This window comes from Cupriavidus sp. SIMBA_020 (genome assembly GCF_046535395.1).
GTDB classification, from domain to species: Bacteria; Pseudomonadota; Gammaproteobacteria; order Burkholderiales; family Burkholderiaceae; genus Cupriavidus; species Cupriavidus campinensis.
Map to the genome: position 1 here is coordinate 384,290 of NZ_JAWRWU010000001.1, position 17,168 is coordinate 401,457.

General features: G+C 67.0%; 18 protein-coding genes. 5 read left to right on the top strand and 13 right to left on the bottom strand.

The features are described from left to right. Nucleotides 1–9: 9 nt before the first annotated feature. Both SB751_RS01740 and SB751_RS01745 read right to left on the bottom strand, forming a co-directional pair. Nucleotides 10–372, bottom strand: a complete 363-nt coding sequence (locus tag SB751_RS01740) for a RidA family protein (protein ID WP_144195871.1) — start codon at nucleotides 370–372, stop codon at nucleotides 10–12. A 39-nt stretch (nucleotides 373–411) separates the two neighbouring features. Next, complete coding sequence (locus SB751_RS01745; RefSeq protein ID WP_144195873.1) at nucleotides 412–1,293, bottom strand: alpha/beta fold hydrolase; 882 nt, start codon at nucleotides 1,291–1,293, stop codon at nucleotides 412–414. 173 nt (nucleotides 1,294–1,466) lie between these two features. Between SB751_RS01745 and SB751_RS01750 the strand changes: the two genes are divergently transcribed. Further along, nucleotides 1,467–2,243: a 3-hydroxybutyrate dehydrogenase gene (locus SB751_RS01750; RefSeq protein ID WP_144195875.1), complete on the top strand. Its 777-nt coding sequence runs from the start codon at nucleotides 1,467–1,469 to the stop codon at nucleotides 2,241–2,243. A 94-nt stretch (nucleotides 2,244–2,337) separates the two neighbouring features. On the opposite strand, the gene SB751_RS01755 is transcribed toward SB751_RS01750, so the two are convergent. Further along, nucleotides 2,338–2,976, bottom strand: a complete 639-nt coding sequence (locus SB751_RS01755) for a CoA transferase subunit B (RefSeq protein WP_144195876.1) — start codon at nucleotides 2,974–2,976, stop codon at nucleotides 2,338–2,340. Nucleotides 2,977–2,987: 11 nt separating this feature from the next. Then, nucleotides 2,988–3,686: a CoA transferase subunit A gene (locus tag SB751_RS01760; RefSeq protein WP_144195878.1), complete on the bottom strand. Its 699-nt coding sequence runs from the start codon at nucleotides 3,684–3,686 to the stop codon at nucleotides 2,988–2,990. Nucleotides 3,687–3,897: 211 nt separating this feature from the next. Between SB751_RS01760 and SB751_RS01765 the strand changes: the two genes are divergently transcribed. Next, nucleotides 3,898–4,443, top strand: a complete 546-nt coding sequence (locus tag SB751_RS01765; protein ID WP_144195880.1) for a PAS and helix-turn-helix domain-containing protein — start codon at nucleotides 3,898–3,900, stop codon at nucleotides 4,441–4,443. 21 nt (nucleotides 4,444–4,464) lie between these two features. Here SB751_RS01765 and SB751_RS01770 read toward each other — a convergent pair whose 3' ends face one another. The 5 genes from SB751_RS01770 to SB751_RS01790 all read right to left on the bottom strand — a co-directional run bounded on the left by SB751_RS01770 (nucleotide 4,465) and on the right by SB751_RS01790 (nucleotide 8,920). Beyond that, complete coding sequence (locus tag SB751_RS01770) at nucleotides 4,465–4,863, bottom strand: acyl-CoA thioesterase (protein ID WP_144195882.1); 399 nt, start codon at nucleotides 4,861–4,863, stop codon at nucleotides 4,465–4,467. 22 nt (nucleotides 4,864–4,885) lie between these two features. Beyond that, complete coding sequence (locus tag SB751_RS01775) at nucleotides 4,886–5,914, bottom strand: DctP family TRAP transporter solute-binding subunit (RefSeq protein WP_144195884.1); 1,029 nt, start codon at nucleotides 5,912–5,914, stop codon at nucleotides 4,886–4,888. Between the two features lie 37 nt (nucleotides 5,915–5,951). Next, entirely contained in the window at nucleotides 5,952–7,256 is a 1,305-nt protein-coding gene (locus SB751_RS01780; RefSeq protein ID WP_144195886.1) for a TRAP transporter large permease, read from the bottom strand. Further along, entirely contained in the window at nucleotides 7,253–7,846 is a 594-nt protein-coding gene (locus SB751_RS01785) for a TRAP transporter small permease (protein WP_211942943.1), read from the bottom strand. Before SB751_RS01785 ends, SB751_RS01780 begins: the two co-directional genes overlap by 4 nt. Nucleotides 7,847–8,134: 288 nt before the next feature. After that, nucleotides 8,135–8,920, bottom strand: coding sequence for an SDR family oxidoreductase (locus SB751_RS01790; RefSeq protein WP_144195890.1), 786 nt, complete (start codon nucleotides 8,918–8,920; stop codon nucleotides 8,135–8,137). A 311-nt stretch (nucleotides 8,921–9,231) separates the two neighbouring features. On the opposite strand from SB751_RS01790, the gene SB751_RS01795 reads away from it, so the two are divergent. Next, nucleotides 9,232–10,911, top strand: coding sequence for an electron transfer flavoprotein-ubiquinone oxidoreductase (locus SB751_RS01795; RefSeq protein ID WP_144195892.1), 1,680 nt, complete (start codon nucleotides 9,232–9,234; stop codon nucleotides 10,909–10,911). 99 nt (nucleotides 10,912–11,010) lie between these two features. Here SB751_RS01795 and SB751_RS01800 read toward each other — a convergent pair whose 3' ends face one another. Next, nucleotides 11,011–11,964: a flagellar brake protein gene (locus tag SB751_RS01800; protein WP_211942942.1), complete on the bottom strand. Its 954-nt coding sequence runs from the start codon at nucleotides 11,962–11,964 to the stop codon at nucleotides 11,011–11,013. Between the two features lie 189 nt (nucleotides 11,965–12,153). Here SB751_RS01800 and SB751_RS01805 point away from each other — a divergent pair, with 189 nt between their 5' ends. Both SB751_RS01805 and SB751_RS01810 read left to right on the top strand, forming a co-directional pair. Beyond that, entirely contained in the window at nucleotides 12,154–12,855 is a 702-nt protein-coding gene (locus tag SB751_RS01805; RefSeq protein WP_144195896.1) for a FadR/GntR family transcriptional regulator, read from the top strand. 42 nt (nucleotides 12,856–12,897) lie between these two features. Beyond that, a complete protein-coding gene (locus tag SB751_RS01810) occupies nucleotides 12,898–14,001 on the top strand; it encodes an NAD(P)/FAD-dependent oxidoreductase (protein ID WP_144195898.1) in 1,104 nt (367 codons plus the stop codon). 21 nt (nucleotides 14,002–14,022) lie between these two features. Here SB751_RS01810 and SB751_RS01815 read toward each other — a convergent pair whose 3' ends face one another. Genes SB751_RS01815 through SB751_RS01825 form a run of 3 tightly spaced genes read right to left on the bottom strand, consistent with a single transcriptional unit; the run spans nucleotide 14,023 to nucleotide 17,167 of the window. Further along, nucleotides 14,023–15,237 carry an MFS transporter gene (locus SB751_RS01815; RefSeq protein ID WP_244844595.1) on the bottom strand — a complete coding sequence of 405 codons (1,215 nt, stop codon included), beginning with the start codon at nucleotides 15,235–15,237 and terminating at the stop codon, nucleotides 14,023–14,025. Between the two features lies 1 nt (nucleotide 15,238). Next, entirely contained in the window at nucleotides 15,239–16,360 is a 1,122-nt protein-coding gene (aroC, locus tag SB751_RS01820) for a chorismate synthase (RefSeq protein ID WP_144195902.1), read from the bottom strand. A gap of 30 nt (nucleotides 16,361–16,390) precedes the next feature. Beyond that, nucleotides 16,391–17,167, bottom strand: a complete 777-nt coding sequence (locus tag SB751_RS01825; RefSeq protein WP_211942940.1) for a glutathione S-transferase family protein — start codon at nucleotides 17,165–17,167, stop codon at nucleotides 16,391–16,393. Nucleotide 17,168 lies beyond the last annotated feature (1 nt).

A 17,168-nucleotide genomic window follows, 5' to 3' on the forward strand; every position in this document is an offset into this window, starting at 1 on the left:
CATCCACCATCAGTGCAGCGCGGCCGTCACCACCACTTCGATCAGGTAGTCGGGATTGGCCAGCTTCGCCTCGACGGTGGCGCGCGGCGGCGTGTTGCCCTGCGGCACCCAGGCATCCCAGACCTCGTTCATCTCGCCGATACGGGTCACGTCGGTCAGGAAGATCTGGCACGACAGGATGCGCGTCTTGTCGCTGCCGGCCTCAGCCAGCAGGCGGTCGATATGGCCCAGCACCTCGCGCGTCTGGCCGCGCAGGTCTGCCTTGGGGTCCACTTCCGGTACCTGGCCGGCCAGATAGACCACGCCGTTGTAGACCGCGTACTCGGAGAGGCGCGCGCCAACATGGGCGCGCTTCAGGGCATTGGTACTCATCGCAATTCCATTGATTTCGGGATGGGATCCGGCGCGGCCTCACGTGCCCAGGAAGAAGTCCCGGGCGATGGCCACCTGGGCCGGATCGATAAATGTCGGTGCATGCCCCACATCGGGGACTTCCACCGTGGAAACCTGTTTGCCACGCGCCTGCATCTCGGCCATGGTCTCGCGCAGCAGCAGATCGGACTGCGCGCCGCGCACCACCAGCGTCGGGCCCTGGATGGCCGCGAACATCGCCCAGAGCGCGGCCTCGCCGGCCTGCACCATCTCGGGCGTGGTCTCCTTGAACGGCACGGCCAGCGCAGGATCGTAATGCAACCCCCATTCCATGCCCTCGGCGGCCTGCACCGGCTTCAGGATCGCGCCGTTCAGCTCGCGCCACTGCTCGGGCGTGTGCCGGCCGAACGAAGCACTGATGGTCTGGAGGTAGGCCAGCCCTTCCTCGAAGGTCTTGAAGCGCACCGGCAGCCCAAGGTAGGCGCCGATGCGCTCCACCGCCTGCGGGGCCAGCCGGGGGCCGACGTCATTGAGCAGCAGCTTGCGGATCGGCGATTTTGGCAGGCTCGCCAGCCCCATGCCGATCAGCCCGCCCATCGACGTGCCGAACCAGTCCACCTGCTCCACGTTGAGCCGGGCGATCAGCGTGACCATGTCCGAGACATATTGCGGCACGATGTAGCGGCGCGGATCGGCCAGCCACTCCGAGCGCCCGCGCCCCGCCACGTCAGGGCAGATCACGCGATAGTCGCCGGACAGGGCACGCGCCACGGTATCGAAGTCGCGCCCGGTGCGAGTCAGGCCATGCACGCACATCAGCACGCGCGGATTGGCCGGGTCGCCCCACTCGTGATAGGCCATGCGATGCAGGCCGGCGGGACTGATGCACTGAACGAAGCCGAGGCGCGGGCTGGAAGACATCTGAACTCCCTGCGAGGGTGGGGACTGCGTTTCGGGGGCGCATGCTGGCCGCAATTCTCAGCGAATTACGACCACGCTCCGGAAGATTCCGGGCGTTTGGGCAAAGCAGGATTGTACGCCCTGCGAGTACAATGCCACAGCACATCACCCCCCTACTCCCGACGGAGGCTTACATGCTCAAAGGCAAGACGGCACTGGTGACTGGCTCGACCAGTGGGATCGGACTCGGCATCGCGCAGGCACTGGCCGCGCAGGGCGCCAACATCATCGCCAACGGTTTTGGTGACGTGGACGGCGCAAAGGCCGAGATCGCGCGCGCTGGCGGCGGCATCCAGGTGGGTTACCACGCCGCGGACATGAGCCGCGCCGCCGAGATCGAGGACATGATGCGCTACGCCGAGCGCGACTTCGGCGGCGTGGACATCCTCGTCAACAACGCCGGCATCCAGTTTGTCGCGAAAATTGAAGAATTTCCGACGGACAAGTGGGACGCGATCATCGCCATCAACCTGACCTCCGCCTTCCACACGACGCGGCTCGCGCTGCCGTCGATGAAGACCAAGAACTGGGGTCGGATCATCAACGTGGCTTCCACGCACGGGCTGGTGGCGTCGGCGGAAAAGTCCGCCTACGTGGCCGCCAAGCACGGCATTGTCGGCTTCACCAAGGTCACCGCGCTGGAAACCGCGCAGACCGGCGTGACGGCCAACGCGATCTGCCCGGGCTGGGTGCTGACGCCGCTGGTGCAGAAGCAGGTGGAAGCGCGCGCGCAGCGCGACGGCATTCCGGTCGAGCAGGCCAAGCGCGAACTGGTGATCGAAAAGCAGCCGTCCGGCGAGTTCGTGACGCCCGAGGAACTGGGCGCGCTGGCCGTGTTCCTCTCCAGTGAAGCCGCCCGCCAGGTGCGCGGCGCGATCTGGAACATGGACGGCGGCTGGGTGGCCCAGTAAGGCCAAAGCCCCGCCCCAAGACAAAAACCCCCGCCGGCTTGCGCTGGCGGGGGTTTTGGCTTTCAGGCTTTCAACCGCGTAAGCGGCGATCCGCTTACAGCAGTGTCGCGCCCGTCTTTGCCTGGATTTCCTCGCGGCTGACGCCGGGCGCCGTTTCCACGAGTTTCAGGCCATCGGAGGTCACGTCGATCACGCCGAGGTCGGTGATGATGCGGTTGACCACGCCCACGCCGGTCAGCGGCAGGTTGCAGTCGGCCATGATCTTGATGTCCTCGGTGCCATCCTTCTTCTTGGCGGTGTGTTCCATCAGCACCACCACGCGGCCGACGCCGGCCACGAGGTCCATCGCGCCGCCCATGCCCTTGACCATCTTGCCCGGGATCATCCAGTTGGCCAGGTCGCCGCGCTGGCTGACCTGCATCGCGCCCAGGATGGCCAGGTTGATGTGACCGCCGCGGATCATCGCGAACGAGTCCGCCGAAGAGAAGATCGACGAACCCGCCAGCGTGGTCACGGTCTGCTTGCCGGCATTGATCATGTCGGCGTCCACCTCTTCCTCGGTCGGGAAGGGGCCGATACCGAGCAGGCCGTTCTCGGACTGGAGCCAGACCTCCATGCCTTCCGGCACGTGGTTGGCCACCAGCGTCGGCAGGCCGATGCCGAGGTTCACGTAGAAGCCGTCCTGGAGTTCGCGGGCCGCGCGCGCGGCCATTTCGTCACGTGTCCATGCCATGATGTCTCTCCTTACTTGGCACGCACGGTGCGCTGTTCGATGCGTTTTTCGGGGGTGGCGTTCAGCACCAGACGCTGCACGAAGATGCCGGCGAGGTGCACGTCGTCCGGGTCGATCTCGCCCACTTCGACGATTTCCTCGACCTCGGCCACGGTGATCTTGCCGGCCATCGCGCACATCGGGTTGAAGTTGCGCGCGGTGCGGCGGAAGACCAGGTTGCCGGCCTTGTCGGCCTTGTAGGCCTTGACCAGTGCCACGTCGGCGGTCAGCGAACGCTCCATGACGTACTGCTGGCCGTCGAATTCGCGGATTTCCTTGCCGTCGGCCACGATGGTGCCCACGCCGGTCTTGGTGAAGAAGGCGGGAATGCCGGCGCCGCCGGCGCGCAGCTTCTCCGCCAGGGTGCCCTGCGGCGTGAATTCCAGCTCCAGTTCACCGGCCAGGTACTGGCGCTCGAACTCCTTGTTCTCGCCCACGTACGACGAGATCATCTTGCTGATCTGGCGCGTGGCCAGCAGCAGGCCCAGGCCGAAGCCGTCCACGCCGGCGTTGTTCGAGATGCAGGTAAGTTGCTTGGCGCCGCTGTCGCGCAGGGCGGCGATCAGCGCCTCGGGGATGCCGCACAGGCCGAAACCGCCCACGGCGATCGTCTGGCCGTCGCGCACGACGCCCGCGAGCGCCTCCGCGGCGCTGGCGTAGACCTTGTTCATGTTTGCTCCTTCCTCGGTAGTCCGGCGGGGATTCTCCCCGGATGGGGGCGGTCCCTCGGCATTTTGGTCCCACGGGCGCCGGGCGCCACGCCGGGAAATTGTAACGGTACAATCGGCTGTCAGCCGGGTGACTGGCTGGCATCCGCTGCCGACCGCAAGCATACGTCAACGGGTGCCGCCAGCGCCATTACGTAAAAGTACATAAGGGACAATGCCCCCCATCGACTACCAGACCGCCTTCCAGCTCGCCCCGGTGGGGCTGGTGCTGTCACGCGCGCGCGTGATCGAGGACTGTAACGACGAGGTCTGCCGGATCTTCCACACCACGCGCGACGCGCTGGTGGGCGAGTCCTTCCAGGTGCTCTACCCCACCGCCGACGAGTTCGAGCGCACCGGCGCCCGCATCGTGCCGATCATGAACACCAAGGGCATGTATTCGGACGAACGGATCATGAAGCGGGCCGACGGGGAACTGTTCTGGTGCCACGTCACCGGCCGCGCGCTGGACCGGCGCGAGCCGCTTGGGGCAGGAATCTGGACCTTCGAGGATTTGTCGCAGAAGCGGCCGGTCACGGCCGACCTGACGGCGCGCGAGCGGGACATCGCCGCGCAGCTGGTGGACGGCAAGACCAGCAAGGAAATCGGCAAGCTGCTGTCGATCAGCCCGCGCACGGTGGACATCTACCGCGCGCGGCTGATGAAGAAGTACGGCGCCCACACGGCGGTGGACCTGGTGCAGCGGCTGGTGAATCACTAGGGGGCGTTGCACCCCGCCGGATCAGGCGATCAGCGCCCGGATGGCCTCGGGCACCGGAACGGACTTCTCCGCCGCGTAATCGCTCCACACCACCTTGGCGCCGCCCTCGGCCCAGATCACGTCGGGCAGGTCCGTGCGGCGGATCTCGATACGCGTCTCGAAGCTCGTGCGGCCAACCTGGCCCGCGTAGACGCGCAGCTCGATGTCGCCCGGGAATCGCAATTGTTTCAAAAATGTCATGTGAGCGTTGATGATGACCGGCCCCTGGCCGTTCTCATCCTTGCCGTTCCGGCCGATCGACCGGAACCACTCGATCCGCGCCTGCTCCAGGTACTGGAAGTAGACCGTGTTGTTGACATGGCCCATGGCGTCCATGTCGCCCCAGCGGATGGGCATGACGCAGGTGAAGACGTGTTTCATCGCAAATCCCGGACGCACTCGTTTATCGCTTGGAGATCGCCGTCTCCGCCTTGGCGACGAGGTCCGAGCCGATCTGCTTCTTCCACTTGTCGTAGACCTTGACCGTGGCCTTGCGGAACGCGTCGTGCTCGGCCGGGCTCAGCTGCGTCACCTTCACGCCGTGCTGCTCCATCTCCTTCCACGCCGGCGCGCCGGGTTCCACCAGGCCCTTGCGGGCCAGTGCGATTTCCTGCTTGCCAGCGTCGATGGCGGCCTGCTTCACGATCTCGCGGTCAGCCGGCGTCCACGACTCCCAGATCTGCTTGTTGACCACGAAGATCAGCGGATCGGCCACGTAGCCCCAGGTGGTCACGTACTTCTGGCCCACCGTGTACAGCTTGGCGGCGGCGAACACGCTCTGCGGGTTCTCCTGGCCGTCCACCGCGCCCGAGGCCATCGCCGGCTGCGCATCGGCCCAGCTCATCTGCGTGGGGTTGGCGCCCAGCGCGTTGAAGGTCTCGATGTACAGCGGCGAGCCCACCACGCGCAGCTTCAGGCCCTTGAGGTCTTCCGGCTTGCGGATCTCGCGCTTGGAGTTGGACACCTCGCGGAAGCCGTTCTCGCCCCAGGCCAGCGGCACCACGCCGGCCTTCTCCAGCGTGGCGAACATCGACTTGCCGACTTCGCCCTGCGTCAGCGCGTCCAGCGCCTTGTAGTCGGGCATCAGGAACGGCAGCGAGAACAGGTTCAGCTCCTTCACCTGCGGCGACCAGTTGATCGTGGAGCCCACGGCCATGTCGATCACACCCTGGCGGATGGCCGAGAACTCGCGCGTCTGGTCGCCGGCCACCAGCGAGGTGCCCGGATACAGCTTGATATTGATGCGGCCGCTGGTGCGCTGGCGCACCAGGTCGGCCCAGATCTCGCCGCCCTTGCCCCAGGGGAACGCGGGGCCCAGCACCAGCGACATCTTGTACTCGGACTTGTAGCTCTGGGCCATCGCACCGGCCGGCGCCAGGGCGGCGGCGGCAATCGTGGCGGCTACGGACAACATCAGGGCACGGCGTTTCATGCGGGAATCTCCTCGTCGGTTTCTAGTTTGATTTCGATCAATAGCCCAGGTAGTCGGGCAGCCACGTGGCCAGCGGCGGGAAGGCCAGCACCATCAGCATGGCGACGAACATGGCCAGCAGCATCCAGATCACCCAGGGCACGGTTTCTTCCATGCGCACGCGGGCAATCCGGCACGACACCATCAGGTTCACGGCCAGCGGCGGGGTGAACTGGCCCAGCGCCACCTTGAGCGTCAGCACCACCCCGAACCACACCGGGTTCCAGTGGAAGGCATTCGAGATGGGCAGCAGCAGCGGCACGAAGATCAGGAAGATCGAGATGCCGTCCAGGAACATGCCCACCGTCATCAGCAGCAGCACGATCAGCGCCAGCACGCCGTACTCGCCCAGGCCGGAATTGGCGATGGCATGGGCCAGCGGGTCGATCACGCCGAGCGTGGACAGCGCGTAGGCGAAGATGCCCGCGAGCGCCACCACGAGCAGGATCACCGCCGAGGTCTCGGCCGCTTCCTGGAAGATCACGAACAGGTCGCGCAGGCCGATGCTGCGGTAGATCACCATGCCGACGAACAGCCCGTAGACCACGGCCACCACGGCGGCCTCGGTCGGGGTGAACCAGCCGGCACGCATGCCGCCGAGGATCAGGAACGGCGCCACCAGCCCCCAGGCCGCTTCGCGCAGGCTCTTCCAGAACGGCGGGCGCGGCAGCCCGGCCTCGATATGCCCCATGTTGTGCTTGCGCGCCAGCCACACGGCCGGCACGATCAGCGCCACGCCGGCCAGCAGGCCCGGAATCATGCCCGCCGCGAACAGCGCCGGCACCGATGCGCCCGGCACCAGCACGCTATAGATAATGAAGGCGACCGATGGCGGGATCAGGATGTCGGTAGCCGCCGCCGCGCCGACCACGGACGCGCTGTACGCCGGCGGATAGCCCGCGCGCGACATCGCCGCGATCATCACGCCACCCACGGCCGCCGCGTTGGCCGGGCCCGAGCCCGAGATGCCGCCGAGGAACATCGCCACGAGAATCGCCACCAGCGGCAGCATGCCCGGGCCACGCCCCACCACGGCAATCGCGAAGGTCACCAGCCGCGCCGCCACGCCGGAGCGGTCGAAAATCGACCCCACCAGCACGAACATCGGAATCGCCAGCAGCGGGTATTTGGCCAGGCCAGCGTAGAAGTTCTGCGGCACGGCCAGCAGGCCGAACATCTGGGTGTCGAGGTTGGACAAGCCGATGGCAACCAGCCCGCCCAGCCCCAGCGACACGCCAATCGGCACGCCCAGCAGCATCAGGCCGATAAAGACCACGAACAGGATAATGGCGACGAGCGTCATTGCACGCCCTCCCCGCCCTGCTCGCTAAGCGCCCGCAGCGCGCGGACATTGCGCCAGGCCAGCGCCAGCGCGCGCAGCACGATCGCCGCGGACAGCACGGGCAGCCAGATCGAGTACCACCAGCTCGGCACGCCAATGCCGGGCGAGGTCTCGCCGAACGCGTATTCATCCCAGGTAATCCGCACGCCGAGCACCGCCAGCGCCAGGAACATCACCGCCACGCCCAGCGCGGAGACGATGGCCAGCCGCTTCTGCCGCGCGGCGCTGCCCCGTTCGAAGAAGAACTCGATGCGGATATTGCGGTCGCGCGCCACGGCGGCGCTGCCGGCGACCAGCGCCAGCACGATCATCAGGAAGACCGAGAACTCCTCGGTCCAGGCGAACGATTCGTCGGTGAAGTAGCGGACCACCACGTTGGCGAACGTAATGGCCACCAGCAGCACCATGACGATCACGCCAATCCAGTCCTCGATACGCGGCGAAATGCGGAATTCACTGTCGCGGGCTTCGTCGGCGGCTTCGGGAATGACCACCGAATCCACGACGTGTTGCGGCACGGCGTCGCGCCGTGCCTCATTGTCTTGCACCATCTCCCCCGGCCTCCGGTCCGGGCCGTCGGGCCATTGCGGCCGCTGCGGCATATTTCTGATTATTTATGTAAGGACTTCATGCGAAGCCAGCGGCGATTATGCCAACTCTGGCCTCTCGCGGCACAACTTTGGACGCGCAGGGGACCGGATAAGCCCTGCTCGCCCACGCGCCCGCCTCGCCGCGCTTGTGGCGCGTTGCGGGGCAGGCATCAGGATTGTGCGGTATTCGGCAATTCTTGTCGCTGGAGTGCGGCCTCGGACCACGCCCAGACCACGCTCAACCGATGCTCAGACCATGCCGTCGTCCGCCGTGACCACCGCGCCATTGATGAAACGCGAGGCATCGGACGCCAGCAGCAGCAGCAGGCCGTCGAGGTCTTCCGGCTGGCCGAGCCGCTTGCGCGGCAGCATCTGGATCAGCTTCTGGCCCGCCTCGCTTTCCCAGTGATGATGGTTGATGTCGGTGTCGATATAGCCGGGGCAGATCGCATTGGTATTGATGCCATGGCGCGCCCACTCCAGCGCCATCGCCTTGGTCATATGGACCACGGCGGCCTTGCTCATGCAGTACACGCCGATCTGCGACAGCACCTTCAGCCCAGCCACCGACGCGATATTGATGATGCGCGCCTGCGGCAGCGGATTGCCCTGCTTCTCGGCGCCCTTGGCCCGCGCAATCATGCGCTTGGCCACTTCCTGGGCCACGAAGAACGCGCCGCGTGTGTTGGTATCGAAGACGAAATCGAAGTCCTCGGCCGTCACGTCGGTCAGCTTCTGCGTGGTGGAGACGCCCGAATTGTTGACGAGGATATCGATGGCGCCGGCCTCGGTCTCGGCATGCGCCACGGCGGAGCGGATGCTGTCCGGGTCGGTCACGTCGAGCCGCACCACGTGGGCGCTACCGCCATCGGCCTCGATCGAGGCACGCAATTCCTTGAGGCGCTCGGTGCGGCGCGAGGCCAGAACCACCTTGGCGCCAGCGGCGGCCAGAACGTGAGCGAAGCGCGTGCCCAGCCCGCTCGAGGCACCGGTCACCAGCGCGACCTTGCCTTCCAGATTGATCGACAAACCCATAATTACCTCGGTGTGGAGGCATCCGGCCGAGGCCCGATGCGTGCCGCCAGGCCCCATCTGCTGGGCGAAAGGCAGCATACCAAAAAAAAGAACGGTCGTTCCAAAAAATATCTTGCCTGAGGGTGTCGAGTCCCGGACAATGCCGGAGATTCTAAGAACTTGGCCCCTAAAGGGAAAGAGGAAAAACGCCTAGATCCTGGCCGGGGCCCTCACAGATCTCCACAATCGCAGCTCCCCCACCGCCTTGCCGGATCACGGGCTGCAAGCCTGCGGCAGTATTGCCGCCCAGAAGAAACAGAGGGTTAGAGACAATGGATCAGCAACAACTCCTGGAGCAATTCGGCCCACGCGAAGCCATGGAGTACGACGTCGTCATCGTCGGCGGCGGCCCTGGCGGCCTGGCCACGGCCATCCGCCTGAAGCAGCTGGCGGCGGAGAAAGGCGGCGACGTCAACGTGTGCGTGCTGGAGAAAGGCTCCGAGCCGGGCGCGCACATTCTCTCGGGCGCCATCATGGACCCGCGCGCGCTCAACGAACTGTTCCCGAACTGGAAAGAGCTGGGCGCACCGCTGAACCAGCCGGTCACCGAGGACAAGTTCCTGTTCCTCAACGACACCGGCTCCAAGGGCGCCCCGCTGCTGCCCGAGTGCTTCCACAACGAAGGCAACTACATCGTCAGCCTGTCGAACTTCGTGCGCTGGCTCGGCCAGCAGGCCGAGGCGCTGGGCGTGGAGATCTTCCCGGGCTTCCCGGCCGCCGAAGTCCTCTACAACGATGACGGCTCGGTCAAGGGCGTGGCCACCGGCAACCTCGGCATCAACAAGGAAGGCGAGCCGACCGAGAACTTCCAGCTCGGCATGGAGCTGCACGCCAAGTACACGATCTTCGCCGAAGGCGCGCGCGGCCACCTCGGCAAGCAGCTGATTGCCAAGTACCAGCTTGATGCCGGCAAGGACCCGCAGAGCTACGGTATCGGCCTGAAGGAACTCTGGGAAATCGACCCGGCCAAGCACCAGCCGGGCCTGGTGGTCCACACGGCTGGCTGGCCGCTCGACCCCGCCACCTACGGCGGCTCCTTCCTCTATCACATGGAGGACAACAAGGTGGCCGTGGGCTTCGTGGTCGGTCTGGACTACACCAACCCGTGGCTGTCGCCGTTCGAGGAATTCCAGCGCTTCAAGACGCACCCGGAGATCCGCACGTATTTCGAAGGCGGCAAGCGCATCGGCTACGGCGCGCGCGCCATCACGGCCGGCGGCCTGCTGTCGCTGCCGAAGACGGTATTCCCGGGCGGCGCGCTGGTGGGCTGCGACGCGGGCTACCTGAACGCCTCGCGCATCAAGGGCAGCCACGCCGCGATCAAGACCGGCATGATGGCCGCCGAAGCCGCCTACGACGCCCTCCAGGCCGGCCGCCAGCACGACGAGCTGACCGCCTACCCGGCCGCATTCGAAGCCAGCTGGCTCCACAAGGAACTGCTGCAGGCCAAGAACTTCAAGCAGTGGTTCAAGAAGGGCCGCACCACGGCCACGCTGATGACCGGCATCGAGCAATGGCTGCTGCCGAAGCTCGGCATCCGCAACCCGCCGTGGACCATCCACCGCGAGAAGCCGGACCACGTCTACCTGAAGCCGGCCGCGGACTGCCCGAAGATCGAGTATCCGAAGCCGGACGGCAAGCTCACGTTCGACCGCCTGTCCTCGGTGTTCATCAGCAACACGAACCACGAGGAAAACCAGCCGGCCCACCTGACGCTCAAGGACCCGAGCGTGCCGGTGGACATCAACTGGGAAAAGTACGCCGGCCCCGAAAGCCGCTACTGCCCGGCTGGCGTGTACGAGTTCGTGCAGAACGATGAAGGCAAGGAGCGCCTGCAGATCAACGCGCAGAACTGCGTGCACTGCAAGACCTGCGACATCAAGGACCCGACGCAGAACATCGTGTGGGTCACGCCGGAAGGCCCGGGCGGTCCGAACTACGTAGGGATGTAAGCCAGGCCGCGCAGCGATGCGGGCCTGAGCGGAGGAAAGCCGGCCAGTGGCCGGCTTTTTTCATGGCGACACGATTGCCGATCGATCGGCAACCGGAGGTCAAACCTGCAGGCGCGTGCTGGTCAGCAACTGCTCGTAGATAAAGCACTGGAGCAAGGTCAGCTCGCGTTCGCCCAGCGCGTCGAAGGCGACGCCAAAGGCCGGAAACTCGTCGTCTTCCGATGCGGACGGCGCGCTGCGTACCCAGCCATCGACAATGACCTCGGCGTCGAGCGACGCCGTGCGCAACTGGAAGCTCAGCCGCACCTTCCGGCCCACCGGCGGCGCCGGATGCGAGGTCTGCACCAGCGCCCCGCCCGTGCTCAGGTCGGACAGCAGGCCAAGCCGCGCCAGACCGCTGGCCACGTGAGTGTCTACGTCGGGCGTGCTATTCGAGGCGCTGTCGGCGGCCATTTCCGGTGCGCTGTCCATCGACGGCGCACCCGCCTCCCCCACGCCGTTTTCCACCAGATACGCAGCCAGCCGCGTCGGCACGCGGGCAGCGCTGCGCACAGGCATTTGATCGGTCTGCGCTGGCGCGGACAGCACCAGGTAGCGGAACGGGCTGCGGCACACGGCCGTGATCGTCGAGGTGAAACTGTGGATCGCCTGCCCCGAGAAGCCGCGCAGCAGCACGGTCTCGCCGGCCTGCACGGCCAGATCCCGGCCGCCAAGCGTGGGCCAGGTCACGAACAGGCCCTGATCGATAAAGCCGATCAGGCGGCTGGCGGCGGCGCGCGAGGCATCGCCGGGCGTTTTCACATGCAGCAGCGTGCCCACCTGCAAGCCGAGCGGGCCGGCGGCGAGCCGCGCCAGGCCGGTGCCATCGGCTTCGTTGCCGGCTTCTGGCATGTCGTCGGGACGGCAGACCGTGCCGTGGCGAAAGACCAGCGCAAGGTCGCGCGCGTCCGGGATGACACTGCCGCTGCCGAGCACGAGGTTGCCTTCACCGTCATGTAGCGACCAGGGCAATGGCTGGCCGACGGGCAGGTCTTGCGGAGAAAGTTGGATCATGGCCTGAGTCTCCACGATGTAATCAGTCACTATCGACCGCCAGCCGCCAAGCTTGACCCCTCCTCCGGGGCAGAAATTGTAAAACTCGCGCAAACCCGGCTTGACGCTGGACGGCGGAGCCGCCAGAATCAGCCAAATCGATAAAAGCTGTCAGACAGCCTGACACCTTCTGCGCCCGCCCCCATCCCAATGGACCCCTTGTCCCGCCCCGCCTCGCTTGCCAGCCGCCTCGCCCAGACGCTGCGCGATGACATCGCCGCCGGCCGTTTCGCCGCCGGCGCGCGCCTGCCCGCCGAATCGGCGCTGGCCGAAAACTTCGAGGTAAGCCGGCCCATCGTCCGCGAGGCTATCGCGCTGCTGAAGGCGGATGGCGTAGTCGTCACCCGCAAGGGCTCCGGCGCCTATGTATCCGAGACGCCGGGCGGCCAGGTCTGGCGCGTGGCGAGCCAGCCTGATGGGGGCCCGACACTGGCGCAGTTGTTCGAGCTGCGCCGCGTGGTGGAGACCGCCTGCGCCGAGATGGCCGCCATGCGCCGCACCGCCGCCGACCTCGCCGCCATCCGGGCCGCACTGGCCGCGATGGCCGCCCATGCCACCGACTTCCCGAGTGCGGCGGCGGCCGACATCGCCTTCCATCACGCCATCGCCCACGCCACGCACAACCCCTGCTTCACCGGCCTGACCGATTTCGTCAGCCAGCAGTTGCTGGTGGCGCGCCAACATGCGTGGGAGAACAGCGCGCGCCTTGCCGCCACGCAGGGCACGCCGCGTGCCGCCGATGCCGAGCATGCCGCGCTGGTCGAAGCCATCGCCGCCGGCGACCCGGCCGCCGCGCGCGCCGCGGCCCGTGCGCACCTGACCGCAGCCGCCGCCCGCATGGGCCTGGCCTGAATTTCAAGACATTCCGAGACAAGACACCAAGGAGACCCTCACATGGAACAAGTGGATTGCGTCGTGATCGGCGCTGGCGTGGTCGGGCTGGCCGTGGCGCGCGCGCTGGCGCTGCAGGGCCGCGAAGTCATCATCCTCGAGGCCGAGAACGCGTTCGGCACCATCACCAGCGCGCGTAACAGCGAGGTGATCCATGCCGGCATCTACTATCCGAAGGGCTCGCTCAAGGCGGAACTGTGCGTGCGCGGCAAGGCGATGTTGTACGACTTCTGCGCCTCCCACCATGTGCCGCACCAGCGTTGCGGCAAGCTGATCGTGGCGACGAGCGCCGCGCAGGTGGCCACGCTCGAAGGCATCCGCGCCAAGGCCGAGGCCAACGGCGTGCACGACATGGCGCTGCTGAGCCGCGACGCGGCGCGCGCACTGGAGCCGCAGCTCGAATGCCATGCCGCGCTGCTCTCGCCCTCCACCGGCATCATCGACAGCCATGGCCTGATGACCGCGCTGCTGGGCGATGCCGAGAACGCCGGCGCGATGCTGGCCGTGCAGTCGCCGGTCCGCACGGGCGCGGTGACCGCCGATGGCATCCGGCTGGAAGTGGATGCGGCGGACGGTGCGACCACCCTGCTGGCACGCACCGTGGTCAATTCGGCTGGCCTGACCGCGCCGGACCTGGCGCGGCGCATCGACGGCATCCCGGCCGGGCACATCCCGCAACAGTACTTCGCCAAGGGCTGCTATTTCACGCTGTCCGGGCGCGCGCCGTTCTCGCGGCTGATCTATCCCGTGCCGGAGGCGGCCGGGCTGGGCGTACACCTGACGCTGGATCTCGGCGGGCAGGCGCGCTTTGGCCCCAATGTGCGCTGGATCGACGAGATCGAATACAGCGTGCCGCCGAACGATGCCGACAGTTTCTATGACGAGGTGCGCCGCTACTGGCCCGGGCTGGCCGATGGCGCGCTGCAACCGGGCTACGCCGGCATCCGCCCGAAAATCAGCGGCCCGACCGAGGTGGCGGCCGATTTCCGCATCGACGGCCCGGCCACGCATGGTGTGCCGGGACTGGTGAACCTGTTCGGGATCGAATCACCGGGGCTGACCTCGTCGCTGGCGATTGCCGAGCGGGTCACGCAGTTGCTGGCCTGATCCAGCCGGGCGCGGGCCGGCTCAGGCTGGCGCCCGCTCGCCGCGAAAACTCAGCGCGGCGCAGCAGGCCCCGGCCAACGCCGCCGCTGCGGCCAGCCCGAAGGTGTGTGATGGCGTCAGCGTCTTCCAGGTCCAGCCCATCGCCAAACCGCCCAATGTGCCGCCCACGCCATACGATATGCCGGTGTAGAGCGCCTGCCCCCGCCCCTGCAGCGGGCCGGCGAACCAGTGCTGGAGCCGCTTGAGGCTGGCGCTGTGGTGCGCGGCGAAGGTCGCGGCGTGGAGCACCTGCACGACGGCCATCAGCCACACATACTGACCGAAGTAGCCGGTCATGCCGAAGCGAATCGCCGCCAGCACGAAGGTGCCGGCCAGGATCGTACGCAGCGCCAGCCGCGCGAACAACCGGCCCTGGTAGAAGAAGAACACGATCTCCGCCACCACGCCGATCGTCCACATCGCCCCGATGGCGAGCTTGCTGTAGCCCAGTTGCGCCAGATAGAGCGAATAGAAGACGTAGAGCGCGGCGTGCGCGAACATCATCAGGAAGGCCGAGCCGAGGAACCACGCCACATCCGGCCGCCGCAGCAGCGGCAGCGCGGGCGGCGGACGCACGCGGGGGCCCTCGTCGGGCGCATCGCGCATGCCCATCACCACGATGGCGAACAGCGCCAGCGTGGCGCTGGCCAGCCACGGGAAGGCGACCATGCCGAAATGCTCGAACAGCGCGCCGCCGGCCAGCACGGCGCCGATAAACCCGACCGAGCCGAACATCCGCACGCGGCCGTAGCGGTGGTCGAAGGCGCCGTGGCGGCGCAGCGTGGAAATGGTCAGCGCATCGCCCAGCGGCGACATCGCGCTGGTGATCAGGTTGAGCCCGATCATCATCGCCATCATGCCGCCGTAGCTGTGCACGCCGGGCACCATCAGGAAGGCCAGCAACGCCGAGACAGCGGCCAGCCGCAGCAGCCGCACGCGCGTATGGAGGACATCGGACAGCCAGCCCCAGAGGTAGGGGCCGACGATGCGGCTCAACTGGAAGCACGCCATCAGCACGCCGATCTGCACCGGCGAGAAGCCACGGTCCGAGAAGAACAGGCTGACGTACGGCGAGATGACGCCTACATAGGCGTAGTAGCCGAGATAGAACAGCCCGAAGCGAAGATAGGTGGCCGGGTCGATCGACCCCGGCACGAAGGCGCGCTCCGGGGCGGCGTCAGCCGGGGCGCGGCCCAAGTCAGGACTGGTCGGGGGTCTGGGTCGGCAGCTGCGCCGCAATGCGCGGCGTCTCCACGCGCACATCGCCGCACTGGGCGCGGTGGCGCAGCGCGTGATCCATCAGCACCAGCGCCAGCATCGCCTCGGCAATCGGCGTGGCACGGATGCCCACGCACGGGTCATGGCGGCCAAACGTCTCCACCGTGGCCTGCTGGCCGGCCTTGTCGATCGACTCGCGCGGCGTGCGGATGCTCGACGTCGGCTTGATGGCCAGGGACACGGTGATGTCCTGCCCGGTGGAGATGCCGCCGAGCATGCCGCCAGAATTGTTCGACCGGAAGCCGTCGGCGGTCAGTTCGTCGCCATGGTCGCTGCCGCGCTGGGCCACGCTGGCGAAGCCGGCGCCGATCTCGACGCCCTTGACCGCGTTGATGCCCATCATCGCGTGGGCGATATCTGCGTCGAGCTTGTCGAACAGCGGCTCGCCCAGGCCTACTGGCACGCCGCTGGCCACCACCTCGATACGCGCGCCGACGGAGTCACCGTCGCGGCGCAGGGCATCCATATAGGTTTCGAGTTCCGGCACGATGTCCACATTGGGCGCGAAGAACGGGTTCTCGGGCACGTGCTTCCAGTCCTGGAACGGCACTTCCACCTCGCCGAGCTGCGACATGTACCCGCGGATCTCGGTGCCGTACTGCTCGCGCAGCCATTTCTTGGCCACGGCCGCCGCCGCTACCACGGGGGCGGTCAGCCGCGCCGACGAACGGCCACCGCCGCGATAGTCGCGGATGCCGTACTTGTGCCAGTAGGTGTAGTCGGCGTGGCCGGGCCGGAAGGTCTCGACGATATTGCCGTAGTCCTTGCTGCGCTGGTCGGTATTACGGATCAGGAGGCAGATCGGGGTGCCCGTGGTCTTGCCCTCGAACACGCCAGAGAGGATTTCCACCTGGTCGGCCTCCTGACGCTGCGTCACGTGGCGTGAGGTGCCGGGCTTACGGCGGTCCAGGTCGCCCTGGATATCGGCTTCCGTCAGGGCAAGGCCCGGCGGGCAGCCGTCGACCACCGCGCCAATCGCGGGCCCGTGCGATTCGCCGAACGTGGTGACTGTGAAGAGCAGGCCGAGGGTATTGCCGGACATGATGGAAACCGCGCTGGAATTGGGGACGGCCTACATTGTAAGGCCATTGGCGGCCACCGTCGGCACCGCCTGGGTTTCGGACACCGGCGCGAACACCCCGCTGCCCACGAAATCGGGATAGAAACGCGCGCGCATCCGCGCCAGATAGGCGGCCAGATTGGCGTGCGCCGCCGCCGCGGTACGGATCGGCGTCTCGAACACGGGGCTGAGCAGGCTGGCGCTGAACGCGAACAAGGTGGCGTCGGCGCCGCATGGCGCATCGCCCATCAGATAGGGCTTGTCACCCAGGATGTTGGCGATGGCCGTCACGCCGTGGATCGCCATCGCCGCAGCCTCTTCGTCCGAATGCCGGCCCAGGCCCTGCGCCCAGAGCATCTGGCGTACGCGCCGCTTGACCAGCGTGGTCACGATCCCGCGCACCGGCGCCGGCACGCGCTGGAAGAACTGGGCCGGGCCGCGCTCGAAATTGGCATCGTCCAGCCAGCGCACCCGCGCCACGGCCCAGTAGAGGTTGTCCTCCATGAGCTTTTCCACCGCCCAGGCCACGCCGCGCTCGGCCTCGGACAGCCCCGCGTCGAAGTCCACGTGATAGGTCTTCTCGATATGCCAGCGGATCATCGTCGAATCCGCGACGATGCGCCCCATGTCGTCGAGGTAGGGCAGCTTGCCCTTGGGCGCGCGGCGCAGGTCGCCTGGCAACGTACGGTACGGCAGCCCTGCCAGCTTCAGCAGCAGTTCGGCCTTCATGACGAACGGGCTGGCATCCGGCAGGCCAAAGGCTGGGCCGAAGGTATAGAGCGTGATCATT